The sequence below is a fragment of the Aromatoleum sp. genome (assembly GCF_035254505.1).
In the GTDB taxonomy this organism is placed as follows: Bacteria; Pseudomonadota; Gammaproteobacteria; order Burkholderiales; family Rhodocyclaceae; genus Aromatoleum.
In genome coordinates this window covers 1-20,550 of record NZ_DATFAO010000053.1, presented here as the reverse complement: position 1 = coordinate 20,550, position 20,550 = coordinate 1, and the positions used below count along the sequence as shown (strand labels likewise).

Below are 20,550 nucleotides of genomic sequence, written 5' to 3'. Positions count from 1 at the left end.
TGGCAACGACGGCACGACTTGGCTGCCCGGGAGCTCTTTGGGGCTCATTGTCGTTAGTCGTACTCCGCATCAGTGCGCGAGGGACGACGACAGAAGACCGGGACCAACCGGCGGCAAGTATATTTCAGGATGATGGCACAAGGCAAAGCGAATGCAGTCCGGCGCGAGCGGGCGGATGAATTGGTCGCCGGTCAGCGGATAGACAACTACCTCATGCGGATCTGCAAGGGGGTGCCGAAGAGTCACGTCTATCGCATTCTGCGCAGTGGCGAGGTCAGGGTGAATGGAGGGCGAGTCGGCCCGACCTATCGGCTCGCCGAGGGGGACGAAATCCGCATTCCGCCGGTCAGGGTGGCGGCCCCGTCGGCGGGCAAGGCCGCCCCCGCGGGCAAGCCGCTTCCGGTGGTTTACGAAGACGACGCCTTGATCGTCATCGACAAGCCTTCGGGGAAGGCCGTGCATGGCGGTAGCGGCGTGAGCTTCGGCGTGATCGAGCAGCTTCGGAGTCAGCGCCCGGAGGCTCGTATGCTCGAGCTTGCACATCGGATCGATCGCGAAACGTCCGGTTTGCTGATCATTGCTAAGAAGCGTTCCGCGCTGACTGCATTGCACGACATGATGCGCGACGGCAGCGTCGAGAAGCGCTACCTCACGCTGGTGCCCGGGCGCTGGGCGAATCCCTTGCAGCATGTGAAGGTTCCGCTGTACAAGTATCTGACACCGGAAGGGGAGCGGCGTGTGCGTGTCAGCGACGAGGGAAAGCCGGCGCACAGCATCGTGCGGCTGGTGCGGCGCTGGCAACGTTTCAGTCTGCTCGAGGTGGAACTGAAAACGGGACGTACCCATCAGATTCGTGTTCATCTCGCACATCTCGGGTTTCCGCTATGCGGCGACGACAAGTACGGCGACTTTAGCTTGAACAAAGCACTGGAACAGGAAGGGCTCAAACGGATGTTTCTGCATGCGGCGCGGCTCTCCTTCGTCCATCCGTTGACGGGCGAGTCGATCGCACTGGAGGCGGCATTGCCCGATGAGTTGCAGTCATTCATCGACCATCTGGACGCAAGCGATGCGCGCAAAAATGGCTGAACGTTACGATCTTATCGTTTTCGACTGGGACGGCACGCTGATGGATTCAGCGGCCGCGATTGTCCAGGCCATCATGGGCGCGGCTCGAGATCTCGGTCTGGAAGAACCGTCTGAGTCCCGCGCCCGTCACGTCATTGGCCTGGGGCTCGCAGACGCGCTCCGCCATGCCATGCCCGATCTTCCCGAAAGCGATTACCCCCGGATGGTGGAGCGCTATCGCTATCATTATCTTGCCCAGGACCATCGGCTCACCTTATTTTCGGGTGCGTACGAGATGGTTCAGGAACTCGCTTCTCTGGGACGAATGCTGGCCGTCGCGACTGGCAAGAGCCGACCGGGACTGAATCGCGCGATGACGCAATGCGGGCTCGAGCCGTTCTTCCATAGTACGCGTTGCGCCGACGAGTGTTTTTCGAAGCCGCATCCGGAGATGCTTGAGCAGCTCATGGATGAGCTGGGCGTGGGGCGGCAGCGCACGCTCATGGTGGGGGATACGACTCACGATATGCAGATGGCTGCGAACGCGGGCGTCGATGGCTTGGCGGTCACTTTCGGCGCGCATCCGCGACTCGTGCTCGAGGCCGAGAGGTCAGTGGCCTTAGTCGACACGCCGTCCGCCTTGGCGGACTGGCTGCGTACGCATTCTTGACTCGGTCCAGTCGACGGCACTGATGCTGTCGGATCTGCCGCGTCGGAGGAGGGGCTACGCCGACAGGATCAGAAAAAGGGTCGGCCGTTTGTTGAGATCCGGGCGTGCGCCCTTTCGCCACTCATCGATCGTGCAACTGCGTATCCACTCGGCGCTTGTCGTCAGGTCGCGCGCGATACATAGCCGTGTCGACGGTTGGCAAACCGACAGCAGCGCATCGTAGAGGCGATCGTTGCGATAGGGTGTCTCGATAAACATCTGAGTCCGCTTGAATCGTCGCGACTCCTCCTCGAGCTTGCGCAAACGAGTATCGCGTTCGGCGTCGGCGACCGGAAGGTAACCGTTGAAGGCGAAACTTTGGCCATTCAGTCCCGAGGCCATCAAGGCAAGGAGGATTGAAGATGGCCCGACCATTGGCCGCACCGGGATTCCGAGGGCGTGGGCCCTGGCGACGAGTCGCGCTCCCGGATCCGCAACGGCAGGGCAGCCTGCCTCCGACATTAGGCCGACGTCCACGCCCTCAAGGGCCGGCGCAAGCAGGCTGTCCAGCGTCGCCGCGTCATCCTGCTCAGGCAGTTGGGTGATATGTAGTTCGCGCAGTGGAACCGGATGTTCGAGGCGCTTCAGTTCGGCTCGCGCGGTCTTCGCGTTTTCGACGACGAAGGTTCGGATGCGCGCCGCGGTCTGCTGAACTTCAAGCGGCAGAAATTGTGACCAGGCAGTGTCCCCTAAGCTGACCGGGAGGAGGTAAAGCGTACCGCAAGCCGTCTTCATGGCAGCTCGAGGCCCTCGGTGCGCAGCATTCTGGAGAGTGCGATCAGCGGCAGACCGATCAGTGCGGTCGGATCGTCGCCCGACAGCGATTCGAGCAGCGTGATCCCCAACCCTTCGGATTTCGCGCTCCCGGCGCAGTCGAGCGGGCGCTCCTTCTCCACGTAGCGGGTGATTTCGGCGTCCGACAGGTTCCGGAAGCGCACGTGGGTCGCCACGCTTTCGCATTGCACGTGCCCCGTGCGGGCATTCACTACGGCGAGCGCCGTGTGGAAAATAACCGTTTCGCCCCGCATTCTACGCAATTGCGCGATCGCCCGTTCTACGGTGCCGGGCTTGCCGAACACTTCGTCGCCAAGGTGAGCGACTTGGTCGCTTCCTATAACCAAGGCGTCCGTGTGGTGTCGTGCCACCGCCTTTGCCTTTTCGATCGCCAGTCGATTTGCGGTCGCCGGTGGCGCTTCGCCCTTTAGCGGGGTTTCATCGACCTCGGGCTTAGCCGTTTCGAACGGAACCGTGAGGCGTTCGAGCAGCATGCGGCGGTATGCGGAGGTGGAGGCGAGAACGAGTTTCATGTGCGGCATTCGAAGTTGTAAGATGCGGCCGCCTGTCGATTATCAGCCGTTTTGAGCGCTCTGATCGCAAGCCCTTGAATACAAGCGCGTGAATGGTTTTGACAGGGTCAGCCAGAAATAATATCATGCGCCTCTTATGCCGCAACGACGCGTTATTCCGGATTCCTTCAAGTTCGCAGCCGAAGGGCGTAGCCTTGCCGGCAAGGTTGCACTTGCGGACCTTCCTCGACTGGCCGATCTGCTCGTCGAACGCGCGGGGGAGTTGGAATATCGTCTCGACGGCGAGGTAAGTGCTGATCGCAAGTCGCGTCTGAGGCTCTCGGTTTCCGGAAACTTGATGCTGCAATGCCAGCGTTGTCTGGGAGCAATGGAGTGGCCGCTTAGGCTGGAAATGCTGTTCGACCTGGTTCGCCCGGGGCAGAAAATTCCGGATGAAGAGCTCGAAGAGGATGCCTACGATGCGATCGAGGCGGTGCCGGATATGGATGTCCTGGCGCTGGTTGAAGATGAGATTGTGCTTGCGGTGCCGATCGCTCCGCGACACGAAAGTTGTGATGCGCCGCGCCCTGAGGGTGGGGGCGTAAAGGAATCGCCTTTTTCGGCGCTGGCAGGTCTTCGAAAGAAGGACAGCGCGAGCTAGGCGCGATATTTGTTTTAGGAGTGTTTCATGGCCGTTCAGCAGAACAAAAAATCCCCGTCCAAGCGTGGCATGCATCGCGCTCACGATTTTCTGACCGCTCCGTCGCTGGCTGTCGAAGCCACGACCGGTGAGGTCCATCTGCGCCACCACATTAGCCCGAGCGGCGTGTATCGCGGCAAGAAAGTCGTCAAGACCAAGGGCGAGTAATCTTCCCTTCCGAAGACGGCGCGACGCATGCTGCGTCTGCGCCGTTTTTTCATCCCCGTTTCCTTTCTTTTGAGCTACGCGAGAGCCCGATGGGTGTCACCGTTGCGATAGATTGCATGGGTGGCGATCATGGCCCGTCTGTGACGGTGCCTGCCGCGCAGGCTTTTCTCAAGAATCATCCGGATGGCAAAGTGATCCTGGTCGGGCGCCCCGAGGCGCTCGACCAGGCGCTGCGTGCCATCGGCGATGCTTTCGGCGATCGACTGTCCATACAGGCTGCGTCCGAGGTTGTAGAGATGGACGATCCGCCCGCGATCGCGATGCGGTCCAAGAAGGACTCCTCGATGCGGGTCGCGGTCGACCTGGTCAAGGCGGGGCGGGCGCATGCTGCCGTGTCGGCCGGTAATACCGGTGCTCTCATGGCCATCTCCCGCTTCGTCCTGAAGACGCTCGAGGGGATCGACAGACCGGCAATCGCCAGTGTGTTGCCGACGCGAAAGGGGCAGGTATATGTCCTCGACCTCGGCGCCAATGTGGACTGCACGCCCGAGCACCTCCTCCAGTTTGGAATCATGGGGGCGATGCTGGTATCCGCGGTCGAGCACGTCGAACGTCCCCTGGTCGGTCTGCTCAACATCGGCGAGGAGGCGATCAAGGGGAATGAGGTTGTCAAGCGCGCAGGCGAGCTGCTGAAGGGCAGCGGGCTCAATTTTTACGGAAACGTCGAGGGTGACGACATCTACAAGGGAACGACCGATGTCGTGGTCTGTGACGGCTTTGTAGGCAACGTCGCTCTCAAGACGTCCGAAGGGCTGGCCCAGATGCTTTCGGCGTTCCTGCGCGAGGAATTCGGCCGCAGCCTTCTCACGAAAGTGATGGCTGTGATTGCGATGCCTGCACTCAAGCGCTTCAAGCAGCGCGTCGACCATCGCCGCTACAACGGCGCGGCGCTGCTCGGGTTGCGTGGGGTAGTGGTAAAGAGCCATGGATCGGCTGACGCCTTTGCATTCGAGCAGGCGATATGCCGCGCTGCGGAGGCGGCATCGAACCGTCTGATCGAGCGCATTTCCGATCGCATGGCGTCGACGGGAGTGGCTGCAGCATGATTTACGCACGCATTGCGGGTACCGGCAGTTTTCTGCCCGGCGAGCCGGTGACCAACGACGATCTGGTGGCTCGCGGAATCGAAACCTCAGACCAGTGGATCGTCGACCGAACCGGGATTCGCACGCGCTACCTGGCTCCGCCGGAGATGGCGTCGAGCGATCTGGCTTGCGAGGCGAGCGTACGCGCGATCGAGGCCGCGGGTCTCGCGCCCGATGACATCGATCTGATCATCGTTGCGACCTCCACGCCCGACTGCATTTTCCCCAGCACGGCTGCATTGCTGCAGTCCAAGCTCGGGATTCGCAACGGTGCTGCGGCGTTCGACGTTCAGGCCGTGTGCTCGGGCTTCGTGTACGGACTCACCATTGCGGAAAAATTCATCCGTTCTGGTAGCCACAAGCGCGCGCTCGTCGTCGGTGCGGAAGTGTTTTCCCGCATTCTCGATTGGACGGATCGCGGCACTTGCGTTCTTTTCGGCGACGGAGCGGGTGCGGTGGTGCTGGAGGCTTCCGATACCCCGGGCATCCTGGCAGGTGCATTGCATGCAGATGGCAGCCACCATCCGATCCTGTGCGTGCCAGGTAATGTCTCCGCGGGCCAAGTGATCGGCGATCCTTTCCTGCGCATGGACGGACAAGCAGTCTTCAAGTTTGCTGTGAAGGTTCTGGGTGATGTCGCACTCGAGGTTCTCGCGCAGGCCGGCTTGCGTGCCGACGCTGTCGACTGGCTGATCCCCCATCAGGCAAACGTACGCATCATTCAAGCGACAGCCAAGCGCCTTGGCGTGCCGATGGAGAAAGTGATCACGACCGTCGATCGTCACGGCAATACCTCGGCGGCGTCTATCCCGCTCGCCCTCGATCTCGCCGTGCGGGACGGGCGTATTCGGGCGGGGCAGCGGCTGATCGTTGAAGGTGTGGGCGGCGGCTTCACGTGGGGCGCCGTTTTGCTCCAATTCTGAAACAAGGCAGATCAATCAAATGGCATTTGCACTGGTTTTTCCCGGACAGGGGTCCCAGTCTGTCGGTATGATGGGCGCCTACGGCGATCGCGCCGAAATTCGTGACACGTTCGCCGAAGCTTCGGAGGCCCTGGGCGAGGATCTCTGGCAGATGGTCTGTGAAGGACCGGCCGAACGGCTCGCGCTCACGGTCAATACGCAGCCGCTGATGCTCACCGCGGGGGTTGCGGCGTATCGCGCATGGCTCGCCGCGGGCGGCCCGCGACCGGCGGTCGTTGCCGGTCACAGCCTCGGCGAATATTCGGCCCTGGTGGCCGCCGGCGCGCTGAGCTTCGCCGACGCGGTGCCGCTGGTGCGTTTCCGCGCGCAGGCAATGCAGGAGGCGGTGCCTGAGGGCGAAGGCGGGATGGCTGCGCTGCTCGGACTCGAGGTCGATGCTGTTCGCGAGGCGTGTGCCGAGGCAGCTCAAGGCCAAGTGGTCGAAGCGGCGAACCTCAACGCCCCAGGCCAAATCGTGATTGCCGGCGCCCGCGCCGCTGTCGAACGTGCGATCGAGGCTGCGAAGGCGCGTGGTGCCAAACGCGCGGTGATGCTGCCGGTGAGTGCACCATTCCATTGTGCGCTCATGCGGCCGGCCGCCGAGCGTCTTGCGGAGCGTCTTGCGTCCGTCGAGATGCGCCGACCGGAAATCGCCGTCATCAATAACGTGGACGTCGCGGCTTACGATGATCCTGATCGGATCCGCGATGCCTTGGTCCGGCAGGCTTTTTCGCCGGTTCGTTGGATTGAACTCGTGCAGGAACTTGCCCGACGTGGCATGAGCCACGTTCTGGAATGCGGTCCGGGTAAAGTGCTTGCGGGTATGACCAAGCGCATTGCCGGTGAAGTGCAGGGTGGCTCGCTTCACGACGCCGCCAGTCTGGAACAGTCGATTGCGGCGGTGAGGTAAGCAGGATGAGTTTTTCGCTGGAAGGACAGGTTGCGCTCGTCACGGGCGCGTCGCGGGGTATCGGGCGCGCGATCGCGCTGGAGCTCGGCAAGCTCGGGGCGACCGTCGTCGGCACGGCAACGTCCGAGGGCGGTGCAGCCGATATCGAGAAAGGGCTTCAAGAAGCGGGTGTCAAAGGCTGCGGGCTGGCGTTGAACGTCACTGATGCGGGCGCCTGCGAAGCTCTCGTGGCAGAAGTGGAAAAGCGTTTCGGTGCTGTCGGCATCCTCGTCAATAACGCCGGCATCACCCGCGATAACCTCGCGATGCGGATGAAGGACGAAGAGTGGGATGCGGTGCTTGATACCAACCTCAAGGCCGTCTTCCGGATGTCCCGCCTCGTCATGCGAGGCATGATGAAGGCGCGGGGCGGACGCATCATCAACGTGACCTCCGTTGTCGGCAGTGCCGGCAACCCCGGGCAGGCAAACTATGCGGCCGCCAAGGCCGGCGTTGCGGGTATGAGCCGTGCGCTTGCGCGCGAGCTCGGAAGCCGCAATATCACCGTCAATTGCGTTGCGCCCGGATTCATCGATACCGATATGACTCGGGCACTGCCCGAATCCGCTCGGGATGCGTTGCTCGGTAATATCGCGCTCGGCCGACTGGGTCGGCCGGAAGAGGTTGCCGGTGCGGTGGTATTCCTTGCGTCGCCTGCTGCCGCCTACGTCACGGGGACCACTTTGCATGTGAACGGTGGTATGTACATGTCGTAATCGCCGGCTGCGATAGCGGTTGCCATCCTTTTTGGTAGAATACGCCGGCTTTTTTTATATCTGGATCATTTCAGGGAAGGAGTTAGTTCATGGATAACATCGAACAGCGCGTCAAGAAGATTGTCGCCGAGCAACTTGGTGTTAACGAGTCGGAAATCAAGACCGAATCCTCGTTCGTCGACGATCTGGGCGCGGATTCGCTGGATACCGTGGAACTGGTCATGGCGCTCGAAGAAGAATTCGAGTGCGAAATTCCGGACGAAGAAGCCGAGAAAATCACCACGGTTCAGCAAGCGATTGACTACGTCAACGCTCATCTGAAGAAGTAATACCTGATCACCGGAGCGAACATTGACCCGTCGTAGAGTCGTCATTACCGGTCTGGGCATTATCTCCCCGGTCGGGAATACCGTTCCGGAGGCTTGGGACAACATTGTCAACGGCCGCTCCGGTATCGGTGAGATCACCCGTTTCGATACCTCCAACTTCCCGGTCAAAATCGCCGGCGAGGTGAAAGGCTTCGATATCGGTGCCTATCTCTCACCCAAGGACGCCCGCCGCATGGATGTGTTCATCCATTACGGCCTGGCGGCAGGCATCCAGGCGTTCAAGGATGCCGGAATCGAGGTTAACGAAGGCAACGCCGAACGGATCGGCGTGAATATCGGTTCGGGCATCGGCGGTCTGCCGATGATCGAGTCGACTCACGACGATTACTTGAAAGGCGGCGCGAGGAAGATTTCTCCGTTCTTCATCCCGGGCACGATCATCAACATGATCGCGGGTCACCTGTCGATCATGTTCGGTCTCAAGGGGCCGTGTCTCGCGATGGTCACGGCGTGCACCACGGCCACCCATTGCATCGGCGAGGCCGCGCGGCTGATTCAGTATGGCGACGTGGACGTGATGGTCGCCGGAGGCGCCGAATCCACGGTCACTCCGCTTGCCGTCGGCGGTTTCGCTTCGGCGCGTGCCTTGTCGACTCGCAACGAAGACCCGGCGACCGCCAGCCGTCCCTGGGATAAGGGGCGCGACGGCTTCGTACTTGGCGAAGGTGCCGGTGTTCTGGTCCTCGAAGAGTACGAGCATGCCAAGGCGCGCGGTGCGAAGATCTACGCCGAGGTCGTCGGTTACGGCATGAGTGCGGATGCTTATCACATGACCGCTCCATGCGAAGACGGTAGCGGAGCGGCGCGCTGCATGACAAACGCCATGCGCGACGCCGGTATGTCGCTCGATGAAGTCGACTACATCAACGCGCACGGCACGTCCACTCCGTTGGGAGACCTGGCTGAGACGACGGCGGTCAAGCGTTGTTTCGGCGACCGGGCGAAGTCGATCGCAGTGAATTCGACCAAGTCGATGACGGGCCACTTGCTCGGCGCCGCGGGCGGGGTCGAGGCTGTCTTCACCACGCTCGCGCTTCACAATCAGATCGCCCCGCCGACGATCAATATCTTCGAGCAGGACGAGCAGTGCGATCTGGATTACGTGGCCAATAAGGCACGGCCGATGGAAATCCGCGCTGCGTTGTCGAACTCGTTCGGATTCGGCGGCACGAACGGCACGTTGGCCTTCCGACGCGTTTGATGATGCTGCGGGAGCGCCGCTCTGTGCGCTTCCCGTACGAAATCCGGCTGAAGCCTTCCAGGCTATCGCTCGGACTGAGCGCCGCGATCCACATGATCGCGGCGTTTGCATTTCTGCGCTCCTCGTTCCCTTCGTTTGCAGTGGTTGTCGTTGTCGTGATCGCGGCGCTGTCGCAGCGGTTCGTGATGGCGGCTGAACGCCGCAAGCAGGGCATGGCTCTGACGCTGCAGCCCGATGGGAGCCTGAAGCTGACGGTTCCTGGTGGAGAACTTCACGCCCTGCCGCAGGCAGCGAGTACTGACTTCGGGTGGGGATTGTGGCTGCACTGGGAAGGGAGTCAGCATCGTGCTGCGCGCCAGCAGGTACTCCGGGGCGCCATGATGCTCATGCCGGATGGCGTGGATGCGGACGCGTGGCGCGAGCTTCGAATCTGGTTCCGGCACGTGGCGAAACCTGCGCTCAGCGCGAAGGCCGAAGTCGCGAAAGAGGAAGAGGAAAGAGGCTAAACCAAAATGCCGAGGGCTCACCCCGGCCTGCGGTGATCAATCCTTGCCCGGCCGCAAGACCGTATCCTTAGGATTGGGTAGCATGTCGGGAAAATCGCGGGAAAAATGAAGGCCGCGGCTTTCCTTGCGGCGCAGGGCGCAACGCACGATCAGGTCTGCGGTGACGACGAGATTTCGTAGTTCGATCAGGTCGTTGCTGACTCGGAAGTTCGAATAGAACTCGTCAATCTCGCGGGCGAGGAGGCGAATGCGGTGCTGCGCGCGCTGCAGTCGCTTAGTGGTGCGGACGATGCCGACATAGTCCCACATGAAGCGGCGCAATTCGGCCCAGTTGTGCGAGATCACAACCTCTTCGTCCGCATCCGTGACTCGGCTTTCATCCCAGTCGGGCAGGGGCGGCAGCGGACTGCGCGAGCGGGCGAGAATGTCGCGTGCTGCGGCTTCGCCGAAGACCAGGCACTCGAGCAGCGAATTACTCGCCAGCCGGTTCGCTCCATGAAGGCCCGTACACGCCGATTCACCAACTGAGTAGAGGTCGCCGACGTCGGTTCGTGCCGCCAGGTCGGTGACGATGCCGCCGCAAGTATAGTGAGCCGCCGGAACGACAGGAATGCCTTCACGGGTGATGTCGATCCCGAGTTCGAGGCATCGCGCGTAAATATTCGGAAAATGGCTGCGCAGCCAGTCTGCGGGTTTGTGGCTGATATCGAGAAACACGCAGTCGAGGCCGTGCTTCTTCATTTCGAAGTCGATAGCCCTCGCTACCACGTCGCGCGGGGCCAATTCGGCACGTTCGTCGTGCTCTGGCATGAAACGCGTCCCGTCCGGCAGTTTCAGCAGGCCCCCTTCACCTCGGACGGCTTCCGAAATCAGGAAGGACTTGGCTTGCGGATGGTAGAGGCAGGTCGGGTGGAACTGGATGAATTCCATGTTTGCGACGCGGCAGCCGGCACGCCAAGCCATGGCAATCCCGTCTCCGGTGGCCACGTCCGGGTTCGTGGTGTACAGGTAGACCTTGCCGGCCCCTCCTGTCGCGAGCACCGTGCTGCGGGCTCCAACCGTGACGACTCGATCTTTTGCAATGTCGAGGACGTATGCGCCGAGGCAGCCTTCCGCCGGAAGGCCGATCTTGTTTCCCAGAATCAGATCGACAGCGATGTGATTTTCGAGAATTTCGATGTTCGGATGCGAGCAAACCTGTTGGCTCAGCGTTTCCTGTACGGCGGCTCCGGTCGCGTCGGCGGCGTGGATGATCCGGCGGTGCGAATGGCCACCCTCGCGCGTGAGATGGTAGCCGACGGTGGATTCGTCCTCCCGGGTGAAGGGCACTCCTCGTCCGATCAGCCACTCGATCGCCTGTTTGCCGTGCTCTACGACGAAGCGCGTTGCGTCCGCGTCGCACAGCCCCGCCCCGGCAGTGAAGGTGTCTTGAATGTGGGCGGCGATGCTGTCCGTGTTGTCGAGCACGGCGGCGATGCCGCCCTGCGCCCACGCGCTGGCGCTGTCGGCCACCGAACGCTTCGTGACAATCCCGACTCGCAGATGATCAGCAAGTCTGAGGGCGAGTGACTGGCCAGCGGTGCCGCTGCCAATGATGAGTACGTCGTATTGTTTTGACAAGGTCGTGAAAACCAAAGGACGGGCGCGCGGCAATATAGCACGTCTGAGCGCGATCTTCCCCAGATCGCGGACCGCCGCACCCTGTATCAAGTGCAAGACCACACCCACGTATGAACTATTTGAAACGGTCCGTGTCTGTTGGATAACTCCGGCTTTGCTGTACTCATAGGGGGTCGCTATACTGGCGCGGATTTTGCCCAACGTAGGGAAACGGCCCGCTCATGAGCGATCGCGAGATAGATCAGCAACTTGTCGAACGCGTACAGCGCGGCGACAAGCAGGCTTTTGGCTTGCTGGTTGCGAAGTACCAGCGGAAGCTGCATAGGCTGCTTTCGCGGCTGATCCGCGATTCCGCCGAAGTGGAGGATGTGGCCCAGGAGACGTTCATCAAAGCCTATCGGGCTTTGGGGTCGTTCCGGGGAGATAGCGCTTTTTACACTTGGCTTTATCGGATCGGAATCAACACGGCAAAAAACTATCTGGTGTCACAGGGCCGGCGCGCCCCGACGTCCACCGGCTTCGACTCTGAGGAGGCTGAAACCTTCGAGGAAGGCGATCAGTTGCGGGATATCAACACGCCGGAACGGCTGCTAATGACGCAGCAGATAGGTGACACGGTGAACAAGGCGATGGAGGCGCTGCCGGAGGAGTTGCGGACCGCAATCATGCTCAGGGAGCTCGAAGGTCTGAGCTATGAGGAGATTGCTAGCATCATGGATTGTCCTATCGGGACGGTGCGTTCGCGGATCTTTCGGGCACGCGAAGCAATTGCTGAAAAGTTGAGGCCGCTGCTGGATACGGCTCCTGACAAACGTTGGTAGGTGGTATTCATGAAGGACAAACTGTCGGCATTTCTTGACGGCGAACTGGACGATCAGTGTGTACGGACGGTTCTCGAAGAGATCCGGTGCGAGCCGATTCTGCGCAACGAGTGGGAGACATATTGCCTGATAGGCGATGTGTTGCGCGGCGACGAATGTGTGTCGCATGACTTCGTTGACCGAGTGATGGCGGAAATCGACACCGCGCCGACATTGCTGGCGCCAATCGCGAAACGCGCGGAATCCGCGGCATCCGCAGGCTGGCGTTCGCTGATGCCGCTGGCGGCTTCGGTGATGGGCGTCGCGGCAGTGGGCTGGGTGGCCCACACGCTGTACGCCGAGCCTGCCGGGGCGAGTCACGTCGCTGAGGTTTCGCCGCGATTGCAGTTGGTCGAATCGCAGGCGTCAGGCGTTCGTCCTGTCTCCGTTACGTCGACCGCCGTCGATCCGCATCAAGAATACGTTTTTGCTCATCAATCGATGACCGGAGGTGGGCCGATCTCCGGGGCGATCCAACACGTCAGGTCGATATCCGAAGTCGGTCAGGACGGCGTCCGATGAAGTGGCTTCTCGTCGCGCTGGGGTTCTGCTTCACGCTTATTCAGCCGCAGGCGATGGCGCAGACCCCGGGAGATGCGCTGTCGTGGCTGGGGCGCATGGCCGCCGCCGGCCAGCGCCTGAATTACTCGGGCACTTTTATCTACCAGTCGGGCAAGAGCTTCGAGACCTCGCGGGTGGTCCATATGATGGACGCAGCCGGTGAGCATGAGCGCGTCGAGGTGCTCGACGGAAGTCCGCGGGAGGTCGTCAGGAGCAGCAGCGAGGTTCGCTGCATATTGCCGGACCAGCGCACCGTGATTATCGATCGAGCCGGTGGTCGCCGGGCTTTCCCGGCGCGCCTGCCGTCGTCCTTCGGCGGGATTGCCGAGAATTATCGGATTCGAAAAGGAGAGGTCGGGCGAATTGCTGGAATGGAGGCGCAGCAGATCATCCTGGAGCCGAAGGACGAATATCGATTCGGCTACCAGTTGTGGGCTGAAATCCAGTCAGGGCTTCTGCTCAAGTCGCGTACCCTGGATGACCGTGGCGAGATCATCGAACAATTCGCATTCAGCGATGTCAAGATCGGCGGCGACATCGCGATGGAGGCGGTGCGGCCTCGCCTAGCGCGGGAGGGGGACTGGAAGGTTGTCCACACCAATGGTGTCGAGATTCGTCGCGAGGAGAGTGGGTGGGGCGTGCAGGCACCGATCGCCGGCTTCTCGCTGATGTCCATAGTCCGTCGGCCCTTGGGGCGCGATCACGGCGATGCCCTGCATCTGGTATATAGCGACGGCCTTGCGGCCATCTCGGTTTTCATCGAGCCCGCTAGCCAGGCGAATGGACGATTGGCGGCGGGTCAGTTGTCGACCGGCGCGATCAATATCTACAAGCGGATGGTCGGTCCGCATCTCGTCACCGCTCTCGGCGAGGTTCCCTTGCGAACTGTGCAGCGTCTCGCAGACGCGATGGAACCCGTCGCACGATGATTGAAATCGCAGCGATGGTCGAATCTGTCGACGGAGACGATGCTTGGGTGAGGGTGGGCAATCGGACGGGCGGCTGCGGTCGCTGCGATGAACCCGGCGGGTGTCGATCTTCGGGAATCGCCTATCCTTTCAAAGCGCCAACCGATCTGTTTCGGACGCGTAACGGCCTGGGGGCCAAAGTCGGAGAAGTCGTCAGTCTCCGCGTGGACGGACGCGCGCCCTTGCGCGGTGCACTATTGGGATATGCCCTTCCGGTGGTGTTTTTACTTGTCGGTGCAGCCCTCGGGACCTTGTTCGCTCCCGCGGGGAATGAAGATTTCGCTGCATCGGTCGGGGCGATGATTGGGTTGTTGCCCGGATTCGGGTTGAGTCGCTGGCTGGTGCAGCGGCCGGGTGTTTGGGGGGGGCTCGGTGTCGAGATGACGACGGCGAGTGAATGCGCAGAAGAGCAGCGGAGCAGGTTCGGATGATGGTTTTTGGTTGGGTTCGGCGAGTGTTCCTGGTCTCGCTGTTGGCTCTGATGCCGCTCGCGCACGGCGCAGGAGGCGCCGCGGTACTACCCGATTTTACTCAGCTCGTGCAACGGCACGGAGCGGCGGTGGTGAACATCAGCGCGGCGCAGTCCGGGAAGTCGGGCGGGCAAGCGTTTCCCGGGCTGGATCATGACGATCCGATGTTCGACTTCTTTCGTCGGTTTATCCCGAAGAAGCCTGGTCATCCTCGATCCGACCCCGACAATCGTTCCCTTGGCTCCGGTTTCATCGTCAGCGGCGACGGCTACATTCTGACGAACGCGCATGTCGTCGAGGATGCGGACGAGATCCTTGTGCGTTTGGTCGATAAGCGCGAGTTCAGAGCACGCGTCATCGGGGCCGACGCGCGCAGTGACGTAGCACTGATAAAAATCGATGCGACCGAGCTACCGCGACTGACCATCGGTGACCCGGCGAAGTTGCAGGTCGGCGAATGGGTCGTCGCGATCGGGTCGCCTTTCGGCTTCGACCATTCCGTCACGGCAGGCATCGTCAGTGCCAAGGGGCGTAGCCTTCCGGATGAAAATTTCGTCTCGTTCATTCAGACTGACGTCGCCATCAATCCCGGAAATTCCGGCGGTCCCCTTTTCAACCTGAAGGGTGAGGTAGTCGGGATCAATTCACAGATATTCAGCCAGACGGGCGGTTTCATGGGGTTGTCGTTCGCAATTCCCATCGATCTTGCCATGGATGTGCAGGCCCAGTTGCGTGCGACCGGCCGAGTTCAGCGCGGCAGGATCGGCATTGCGATCCAGGAAGTGACACGTTCGCTTGCTGACAGCTTCAGCTTGCCGCGTCCAGAGGGCGCGTTGGTCAGTGCGGTCGAACAGAATGGACCGGCAGCGAAAGCCGGTATCGAGCAGGGCGATGTGATCGTTCGTTTCGGCGGCAAGGCGGTGGAGAACTCCAGTGACTTGCCTAGAATCGTGTCCGCAAGCCGTCCGGGCGCGTCGGCGATGTTGAGCCTTTATCGTGCGGGTTCCTTGCGCGAGATGCAGGTTGTCGTCGGCGAATGGCAGGATGACGCCGCGCGTCGGGCGCGACGTGCTGAGCGCGCTTCTCCGACGCCAAACAAGCTCGGACTTGCACTTGCTGTTCCGAACACGACTCAGCGTCGCGAGCGTAACGTCGATCACGGTCTATTGGTCGAGCGAGTCCAAGGTGCAGCCGCGCGTGCCGATCTCCAGGTGGGGGATCTGATTCTTGCGATGGTGGTCGGCGGGCGGCAGATTCCGTTGAAGACGCTCGAAGCGTACAACCGGCAGGTGGCCGATCTGAAGGATGGCCAGACCGTCACCTTGCTGGTGCAACGTAGCGAGGGGGCGAGCTACGTGAGTTTGCGGGCGGGCGAGTGACCGTCGTTCGGGAATTCACGGTGATGAGCCGCGAGTGGTGTCATCTCTGTCATGACCTGCTGGACAGGCTGGGGCCGCTCGCTGCTGAGTTGGGCTGGTCGGTACGAATACTCGACGTCGATGCCGATCCAGAACTCGAGGCTCGCTGGGACGAGTTGGTTCCGGTAGTGGTGGCGGGCGATAAGGTTCTTTGTCATTACCACCTGGATGAAGCGGCCATTCGCGCCTATTGCGGCGGTTTTCCGCTAGAATCCGCCGCTTAGCTGATTCAATCGATCCATTCAAGGTGCCGTATGGCACCTTTCTTTTGTTGTCGCATGCAACATATTCGAAATTTCTCCATCATTGCCCACATCGATCACGGCAAGTCCACCTTGGCGGACCGGCTGATCCAGTATTGTGGGGGCCTGTCCGAACGTGAAATGGAAGAGCAGGTGCTCGACTCCATGGACTTGGAGCGGGAGCGCGGCATCACCATCAAGGCTCAGACCGCCGCGCTGCAATATCGGGCAAAGGACGGGCAAGTCTACAACTTGAACCTGATCGACACGCCAGGGCACGTGGACTTCTCGTACGAAGTCAGCCGTTCCCTGTCCGCCTGCGAAGGCGCGCTGCTCGTCGTCGACGCGTCGCAAGGGGTCGAGGCGCAGACCGTGGCAAACTGCTACACGGCGATCGAGCAGAACGTCGAAGTCGTTCCCGTCTTGAACAAGATCGATCTGCCGGCGGCGGATCCGGACAACGCGCGCACGGAAATCGAGGACGTGATTGGCGTCGATGCGTCCGATGCGGTGCTGTGCTCGGCGAAAACCGGACTCGGCATCGAAGAGGTGCTCGAGATGGTCGTGCGGCGCGTCCCGGCGCCTAAAGGCAATCCTGATGCGCCGCTCAAAGCGTTGATCATCGACTCCTGGTTCGATAACTACGTCGGCGTGGTCATGCTGGTCCGTGTGGTCGACGGCGTGCTGCGTCCGCGGGACCGCGTGCAGTTGATGGCGACCGGCGCGCAATACCTTTGCGACCAGGTGGGGGTATTCACTCCGCGCTCGTTGCCGCGTGAAGAACTCTCTGCAGGGCAGGTCGGTTTCATCATCGCGGGCATCAAGGAACTGCAGGCGGCAAAGGTCGGCGATACGGTGACTTCCGCCACGCGCCCCGCTGTGGAACCGCTCCCGGGATTCAAGGAGATCAAACCGCAGGTGTTTGCCGGGCTCTATCCCGTCGAGTCGAGCGAATACGATCAGCTTCGCGATTCGCTTGAAAAGCTGCGCCTGAACGACGCGTCGCTACAGTTTGAACCTGAGGTTTCTCAGGCCCTAGGTTTCGGCTTCCGCTGCGGTTTCCTCGGTCTGCTCCACATGGACATCGTCCAAGAGCGTCTCGAGCGCGAGTTCGACATGAACCTCATCACGACTGCTCCGACGGTCGTGTATGAGGTGATGATGAATAGCGGCGAAGTGATCCACGTGGAAAACCCGGCAAAGTTGCCGGATGCTTCGAAGATGGCGGAAATCCGCGAACCGATCATCACCGCGACGATCTTCCTGCCGCAGGATTACGTCGGTCCGGTCATCACGCTCTGCAACCAGAAGCGCGGCGTGCAAGTGGATATGCGCTACCACGGCCGCCAAGTGCAGTTGATCTACGAACTGCCGATGAACGAAGTCGTGATGGACTTCTTTGACAAGCTGAAGTCGGTGTCGCGCGGCTATGCGTCGCTCGACTACGAGTTCAAGGAATACCGTGCCGCTGACCTCGTGAAGCTGGATTTGCTGGTCGGTGGCGAAAAAGTCGACGCGTTGTCCGTGATCGTGCACCGCGCTTCGGCTCAGTATCGGGGACGCGAGGTTGCGGCAAAGCTCCGCGGCCTGATTCCGCGGCAGATGTTCGACGTGGCGGTCCAGGCCGCGATCGGGTCGCACATCATTGCCCGCGAGACCATCAAGGCTTTGCGCAAGAACGTGCTGGCGAAGTGCTACGGCGGTGACATCACGCGGAAGAAGAAACTGCTCGAAAAGCAGAAGGAAGGCAAGAAGCGAATGAAGCAGGTCGGGAACGTCGAGATTCCGCAGGAGGCATTCCTGTCGGTCTTGCGGGTCGATGACGGCAAGTAAGTCCTCGTGTTCTACGAAGACGACTGCGTGGATTGGGAGATTTCGTGAATTTTGCGTTGGTATTGTTCCTGCTGCTGGTAGCGACGGGAGTGCTTTGGGCTGCTGACCGTTTCTTTGCGCGCAAACGTCGCGCCCCCGGCAGCCCTTCGCCCTGGTGGGTCGAATATGGTGCCAGCTTCTTTCCGGTCATCCTGATCGTCTTCGGGCTGCGCTCGTTCATCGTCGAGCCGTTCAAAATTCCGTCCGGATCGATGATCCCGACGCTACTCGTCGGTGATTTCATCCTTGTCAACAAGTGGACCTATGGGATTCGCTTGCCGGTCATCAATAAGAAAGTGCTTTCCGTCAACGACCCGGCGCGGGGCGACGTGATGGTGTTCCGCTATCCGGCGGACCCGTCGATGGACTACATCAAGCGCGTCGTGGGGTTGCCGGGAGATCGCGTCGAGTACATCGACAAGCGGCTGCGAATCAACGGGGAAGTCGTGGCTGTGAGCCCGCAGGACGATTACCTGCATCCGGATCGGCTCTACTATTCCCCGCGCTTCTCGGAGAAGCTGGGGGGCGTGGATCATTCGATCCTGATCGAGCGTGAGGCCCCGGCCTATGTTCCTCAAGTGCTCGATTATCCGTTTCGCGAAAACTGCACCTATACTAGCTCGGGCGTCAGCTGCGTGGTTCCGCAGGGACATTACTTCGTCATGGGCGACAATCGCGATTCGAGCAGCGACAGCCGGGTCTGGGGATTCGTGCCCGATGCCAACATCGTCGGCAAGGCGTTCTTCATCTGGTTCAATTTCAGTGATATGAAGCGGATTGGCAGTTTCCGGTGAAGGGAGAAGTCATGCGGCTGAAGAAAAAACAACAAGGTTTGAGCCCGGTCGGTGTATTGATTGTCGGGGCGTTGCTGGCGTCCGTGCTGCTGATCGGCTTTCGGACGGTTCCGGCGGTCAACGAATACTTTGCGATTCAGAAGATCATCAAGGTCGTGGCAAGTGAGGGCGACAGCGGTGCATCCATCAACGATTTGCGCCGGAGTTTTGATCGCCGAGCACAGATCGATGACGTTTCGACAATAAATGGGACTGACCTCGACATCAGGAAGGATGCCGGGAAAGTTGTAATCGATGCGCAATATGCCCGTAAAGTGCCCATCGTTGCGAACGTCAGCTTGCTGATCGACTTCCACGCGACATCGCTCGGAAAATAGGGTGAATGGCGATCTAGCGCGCCTTCAGCGGGCCATCGGACATCAGTTCCAGGATCTTGCGCTGCTTCAGCGAGCACTGACGCATCGTAGCTACGGTCAGCCCAACAACGAGCGTTTCGAGTTTCTCGGGGACAGCGTCCTCAATTGCGTCGTAGCAATTGCGCTGTTCGAACGGTTTGGCGACCTGCGCGAAGGGGAGTTGTCGCGTCTTCGGGCTTCGCTCGTTTGTCAGGATGGATTGCATCGGATCGCTCGGGAACTCGAACTCGGGGAATACCTTCGTCTAGGCGAAGGGGAACTCAAGAGCGGAGGGCACCGGAGGCCGTCCATCCTTGCCGACGCGCTGGAGGCGGTGTTTGCCGCGGTGTATCTCGACAAGGGTTTCGACGCCGCGAAGTCGGTGATCGATTGCCTCTATGCACCGGGAATTGCGGAGATCGATCCACAACGGGCGTCGAAGGATCCGAAGACCGCCTTGCAAGAGTTGCTGCAGGGGCGGAAGCTGCCGGTTCCGACTTATACGACAGTGAAAGTGCACGGCGAAGCCCATGCACAGGAATTCGAAGTGGTTTGTCAGGTCAACGCATTGAAACTGCAGACTACCGGCCGAGGGCCGAGTCGTCGGGCTGCGGAGCAGCAGGCAGCGGAAGGGGCGTTGGCACAATTGAGAAAGGCATGAATCCGGACAATATTTCCCCAAGCGAAGAGTCTTCGAACGGTTTTCGGACTGGCTTCGTCGCGATCGTCGGGCGTCCGAACGTCGGTAAGTCGACGCTTCTGAATCGTCTGATCGGGCAAAAGATCAGCATCGTATCGCGCAAGGCGCAGACGACCCGGCACCGCGTGACGGGAATCCTGACGAACGACGACGCTCAGTTCGTGTTCGTCGATACACCGGGATTTCAGACGAAACACCGCAACGCCTTGAATCGTTCGATGAATCGGACGGTTTCGCAGGTGCTTGGGGATGTCGACCTCGTCTTCTTCGTAATCGAAGCGGGGCGTTTTGGCGAGGATGACCGTAAGGTCGTCGACGTCTTGCCGCAGGGCGCGAAGGTCGTGCTCATCATCAACAAAGTCGACCGCTTGGCGGACAAGAGCGCCTTGCTGCCCTTCATTGCCCGGATGAACGAGGTTTTCCCCTTTACCGAGATCGTGCCTCTGAGTGCGGAACGCGGGACGAACGTTGACGAGTTGCTGAAGGCGGTCACGCCCCTGCTGCCCGAGGGGGCGCCAATGTATGGCGCCGATGAGGTCACCGATCGCAGCGAGCGTTTCCTTGCCGCGGAATTCCTGCGCGAGAAGCTGTTCCGCCTTCTCGGCGACGAGTTGCCATACGGCATTGCGGTAGAGATCGAGAAATTCGAGACCGAAGGGAATTTGCGACGCATTTTCGCTGCGGTCGTGGTGGATCGTGCAAGTCACAAGGGAATTGTGATCGGCAAGGGTGGAGAGCAGCTCAAACGGATTGCGAGCGAGGCCCGGGCCGAACTCGAGCAACTGTTCGATGGCAAGGTGTTTCTCGAGGTGTGGGTCAAGGTCAAGAGCGGCTGGGCCGATGACGAGCGC

Annotated in this window: 25 protein-coding genes; 22 read left to right on the top strand and 3 right to left on the bottom strand. The window is 60.7% G+C overall.

From position 1 onward, the window contains the following. The first annotated feature begins 129 nt into the window (after positions 1–129). Together VJ673_RS10595 and VJ673_RS10590 are read left to right on the top strand one after the other, a co-directional pair. Positions 130–1,089 carry an RluA family pseudouridine synthase gene (locus VJ673_RS10595; protein WP_324126065.1) on the top strand — a complete coding sequence of 320 codons (960 nt, stop codon included), beginning with the start codon at positions 130–132 and terminating at the stop codon, positions 1,087–1,089. Continuing rightward, the gene (locus VJ673_RS10590; RefSeq protein WP_324126064.1) at positions 1,082–1,738 is read left to right on the top strand and encodes an HAD-IA family hydrolase; all 657 of its coding nucleotides are present in this window, start codon (positions 1,082–1,084) and stop codon (positions 1,736–1,738) included. Before VJ673_RS10595 ends, VJ673_RS10590 begins: the two co-directional genes overlap by 8 nt. A gap of 54 nt (positions 1,739–1,792) precedes the next feature. Here the strand turns inward: VJ673_RS10590 and VJ673_RS10585 are convergent, their stop codons facing one another. Both VJ673_RS10585 and VJ673_RS10580 read right to left on the bottom strand, forming a co-directional pair. Next, entirely contained in the window at positions 1,793–2,512 is a 720-nt protein-coding gene (locus tag VJ673_RS10585) for an SAM-dependent methyltransferase (protein ID WP_324126063.1), read from the bottom strand. Continuing rightward, positions 2,509–3,084 carry a Maf family protein gene (locus VJ673_RS10580; RefSeq protein ID WP_324126062.1) on the bottom strand — a complete coding sequence of 192 codons (576 nt, stop codon included), beginning with the start codon at positions 3,082–3,084 and terminating at the stop codon, positions 2,509–2,511. The genes VJ673_RS10585 and VJ673_RS10580 overlap by 4 nt, the downstream gene beginning before the upstream one ends. Before the next feature lie 136 nt (positions 3,085–3,220). Here VJ673_RS10580 and VJ673_RS10575 point away from each other — a divergent pair, with 136 nt between their 5' ends. From VJ673_RS10575 to VJ673_RS10535, 9 genes are all read left to right on the top strand, one after another. After that, positions 3,221–3,724: a YceD family protein gene (locus VJ673_RS10575; protein ID WP_324126061.1), complete on the top strand. Its 504-nt coding sequence runs from the start codon at positions 3,221–3,223 to the stop codon at positions 3,722–3,724. 27 nt (positions 3,725–3,751) lie between these two features. Then, positions 3,752–3,931 (top strand): 50S ribosomal protein L32, encoded by a 180-nt coding sequence (rpmF, locus tag VJ673_RS10570; RefSeq protein WP_324126060.1) that lies wholly within the window; start codon positions 3,752–3,754, stop codon positions 3,929–3,931. A gap of 89 nt (positions 3,932–4,020) precedes the next feature. Then, positions 4,021–5,037 carry a phosphate acyltransferase PlsX gene (gene plsX, locus VJ673_RS10565; RefSeq protein WP_324126059.1) on the top strand — a complete coding sequence of 339 codons (1,017 nt, stop codon included), beginning with the start codon at positions 4,021–4,023 and terminating at the stop codon, positions 5,035–5,037. Then, a complete protein-coding gene (locus tag VJ673_RS10560; RefSeq protein WP_324126058.1) occupies positions 5,034–5,999 on the top strand; it encodes a beta-ketoacyl-ACP synthase III in 966 nt (321 codons plus the stop codon). The genes plsX and VJ673_RS10560 overlap by 4 nt, the downstream gene beginning before the upstream one ends. 19 nt (positions 6,000–6,018) lie before the next feature. Then, positions 6,019–6,948 carry an ACP S-malonyltransferase gene (gene fabD / locus VJ673_RS10555; protein ID WP_324126057.1) on the top strand — a complete coding sequence of 310 codons (930 nt, stop codon included), beginning with the start codon at positions 6,019–6,021 and terminating at the stop codon, positions 6,946–6,948. Between the two features lie 5 nt (positions 6,949–6,953). Next, entirely contained in the window at positions 6,954–7,703 is a 750-nt protein-coding gene (fabG, locus tag VJ673_RS10550) for a 3-oxoacyl-ACP reductase FabG (RefSeq protein ID WP_324126056.1), read from the top strand. An 89-nt stretch (positions 7,704–7,792) separates the two neighbouring features. Then, the gene (gene acpP / locus VJ673_RS10545; protein WP_015436455.1) at positions 7,793–8,032 is read left to right on the top strand and encodes an acyl carrier protein; all 240 of its coding nucleotides are present in this window, start codon (positions 7,793–7,795) and stop codon (positions 8,030–8,032) included. Positions 8,033–8,054: 22 nt separating this feature from the next. Beyond that, positions 8,055–9,293 carry a beta-ketoacyl-ACP synthase II gene (fabF, locus tag VJ673_RS10540; protein WP_324126055.1) on the top strand — a complete coding sequence of 413 codons (1,239 nt, stop codon included), beginning with the start codon at positions 8,055–8,057 and terminating at the stop codon, positions 9,291–9,293. After that, entirely contained in the window at positions 9,293–9,799 is a 507-nt protein-coding gene (locus tag VJ673_RS10535; RefSeq protein ID WP_324126054.1) for a protein YgfX, read from the top strand. The genes fabF and VJ673_RS10535 overlap by 1 nt, the downstream gene beginning before the upstream one ends. Before the next feature lie 36 nt (positions 9,800–9,835). Here the strand turns inward: VJ673_RS10535 and nadB are convergent, their stop codons facing one another. Then, positions 9,836–11,419 carry an L-aspartate oxidase gene (gene nadB, locus VJ673_RS10530; protein ID WP_324126089.1) on the bottom strand — a complete coding sequence of 528 codons (1,584 nt, stop codon included), beginning with the start codon at positions 11,417–11,419 and terminating at the stop codon, positions 9,836–9,838. A gap of 221 nt (positions 11,420–11,640) precedes the next feature. Between nadB and rpoE the strand changes: the two genes are divergently transcribed. The 11 genes from rpoE to era form a co-directional block, all read left to right on the top strand. Then, positions 11,641–12,240: an RNA polymerase sigma factor RpoE gene (rpoE, locus tag VJ673_RS10525; protein WP_324126053.1), complete on the top strand. Its 600-nt coding sequence runs from the start codon at positions 11,641–11,643 to the stop codon at positions 12,238–12,240. Between the two features lie 9 nt (positions 12,241–12,249). After that, positions 12,250–12,801, top strand: coding sequence for a sigma-E factor negative regulatory protein (locus VJ673_RS10520; protein WP_324126052.1), 552 nt, complete (start codon positions 12,250–12,252; stop codon positions 12,799–12,801). Next, positions 12,798–13,769, top strand: a complete 972-nt coding sequence (locus VJ673_RS10515) for a MucB/RseB C-terminal domain-containing protein (RefSeq protein ID WP_324126051.1) — start codon at positions 12,798–12,800, stop codon at positions 13,767–13,769. The genes VJ673_RS10520 and VJ673_RS10515 overlap by 4 nt, the downstream gene beginning before the upstream one ends. Beyond that, positions 13,766–14,239: a SoxR reducing system RseC family protein gene (locus tag VJ673_RS24635; RefSeq protein WP_414635648.1), complete on the top strand. Its 474-nt coding sequence runs from the start codon at positions 13,766–13,768 to the stop codon at positions 14,237–14,239. The genes VJ673_RS10515 and VJ673_RS24635 overlap by 4 nt, the downstream gene beginning before the upstream one ends. Continuing rightward, positions 14,239–15,657, top strand: a complete 1,419-nt coding sequence (locus tag VJ673_RS10510) for a Do family serine endopeptidase (protein ID WP_324126088.1) — start codon at positions 14,239–14,241, stop codon at positions 15,655–15,657. The genes VJ673_RS24635 and VJ673_RS10510 overlap by 1 nt, the downstream gene beginning before the upstream one ends. Positions 15,658–15,680: 23 nt before the next feature. Next, positions 15,681–15,920, top strand: coding sequence for a glutaredoxin family protein (locus VJ673_RS10505; RefSeq protein WP_324126050.1), 240 nt, complete (start codon positions 15,681–15,683; stop codon positions 15,918–15,920). A 54-nt stretch (positions 15,921–15,974) separates the two neighbouring features. Beyond that, positions 15,975–17,771 (top strand): translation elongation factor 4, encoded by a 1,797-nt coding sequence (lepA, locus tag VJ673_RS10500; protein ID WP_324126049.1) that lies wholly within the window; start codon positions 15,975–15,977, stop codon positions 17,769–17,771. A gap of 44 nt (positions 17,772–17,815) precedes the next feature. Beyond that, positions 17,816–18,604 (top strand): signal peptidase I, encoded by a 789-nt coding sequence (gene lepB / locus VJ673_RS10495; RefSeq protein WP_324126048.1) that lies wholly within the window; start codon positions 17,816–17,818, stop codon positions 18,602–18,604. Positions 18,605–18,615: 11 nt separating this feature from the next. After that, positions 18,616–18,981 carry a DUF4845 domain-containing protein gene (locus VJ673_RS10490; RefSeq protein ID WP_324126047.1) on the top strand — a complete coding sequence of 122 codons (366 nt, stop codon included), beginning with the start codon at positions 18,616–18,618 and terminating at the stop codon, positions 18,979–18,981. 1 nt (position 18,982) lies between these two features. After that, positions 18,983–19,660: a ribonuclease III gene (gene rnc, locus VJ673_RS10485; protein WP_324126046.1), complete on the top strand. Its 678-nt coding sequence runs from the start codon at positions 18,983–18,985 to the stop codon at positions 19,658–19,660. Continuing rightward, on the top strand, positions 19,657–20,550 hold an 894-nt coding region (gene era / locus VJ673_RS10480), incomplete at its 3' end, for a GTPase Era (RefSeq protein WP_324126087.1). The genes rnc and era, both read left to right, overlap by 4 nt.

Bases quoted from the DNA above. Each gene is read 5' to 3' on its own strand.
- VJ673_RS10595 (WP_324126065.1), top strand. From the start codon at position 130: ATGATGGCACAAGGCAAAGCGAATGCAGTCCGGCGCGAGCGGGCGGAT.
- VJ673_RS10590 (WP_324126064.1), top strand. From the start codon at position 1,082: ATGGCTGAACGTTACGATCTTATCGTTTTCGACTGGGACGGCACGCTG.
- VJ673_RS10585 (WP_324126063.1), bottom strand. From the start codon at position 2,512: ATGAAGACGGCTTGCGGTACGCTTTACCTCCTCCCGGTCAGCTTAGGG.
- VJ673_RS10580 (WP_324126062.1), bottom strand. From the start codon at position 3,084: ATGAAACTCGTTCTCGCCTCCACCTCCGCATACCGCCGCATGCTGCTC.
- VJ673_RS10575 (WP_324126061.1), top strand. From the start codon at position 3,221: ATGCCGCAACGACGCGTTATTCCGGATTCCTTCAAGTTCGCAGCCGAA.
- rpmF (WP_324126060.1), top strand. From the start codon at position 3,752: ATGGCCGTTCAGCAGAACAAAAAATCCCCGTCCAAGCGTGGCATGCAT.
- plsX (WP_324126059.1), top strand. From the start codon at position 4,021: ATGGGTGTCACCGTTGCGATAGATTGCATGGGTGGCGATCATGGCCCG.
- VJ673_RS10560 (WP_324126058.1), top strand. From the start codon at position 5,034: ATGATTTACGCACGCATTGCGGGTACCGGCAGTTTTCTGCCCGGCGAG.
- fabD (WP_324126057.1), top strand. From the start codon at position 6,019: ATGGCATTTGCACTGGTTTTTCCCGGACAGGGGTCCCAGTCTGTCGGT.
- fabG (WP_324126056.1), top strand. From the start codon at position 6,954: ATGAGTTTTTCGCTGGAAGGACAGGTTGCGCTCGTCACGGGCGCGTCG.
- acpP (WP_015436455.1), top strand. From the start codon at position 7,793: ATGGATAACATCGAACAGCGCGTCAAGAAGATTGTCGCCGAGCAACTT.
- VJ673_RS10535 (WP_324126054.1), top strand. From the start codon at position 9,293: ATGATGCTGCGGGAGCGCCGCTCTGTGCGCTTCCCGTACGAAATCCGG.
- rpoE (WP_324126053.1), top strand. From the start codon at position 11,641: ATGAGCGATCGCGAGATAGATCAGCAACTTGTCGAACGCGTACAGCGC.
- VJ673_RS10520 (WP_324126052.1), top strand. From the start codon at position 12,250: ATGAAGGACAAACTGTCGGCATTTCTTGACGGCGAACTGGACGATCAG.
- VJ673_RS10515 (WP_324126051.1), top strand. From the start codon at position 12,798: ATGAAGTGGCTTCTCGTCGCGCTGGGGTTCTGCTTCACGCTTATTCAG.
- VJ673_RS24635 (WP_414635648.1), top strand. From the start codon at position 13,766: ATGATTGAAATCGCAGCGATGGTCGAATCTGTCGACGGAGACGATGCT.
- VJ673_RS10510 (WP_324126088.1), top strand. From the start codon at position 14,239: ATGGTTTTTGGTTGGGTTCGGCGAGTGTTCCTGGTCTCGCTGTTGGCT.
- VJ673_RS10505 (WP_324126050.1), top strand. From the start codon at position 15,681: ATGAGCCGCGAGTGGTGTCATCTCTGTCATGACCTGCTGGACAGGCTG.
- lepA (WP_324126049.1), top strand. From the start codon at position 15,975: ATGCAACATATTCGAAATTTCTCCATCATTGCCCACATCGATCACGGC.
- VJ673_RS10490 (WP_324126047.1), top strand. From the start codon at position 18,616: ATGCGGCTGAAGAAAAAACAACAAGGTTTGAGCCCGGTCGGTGTATTG.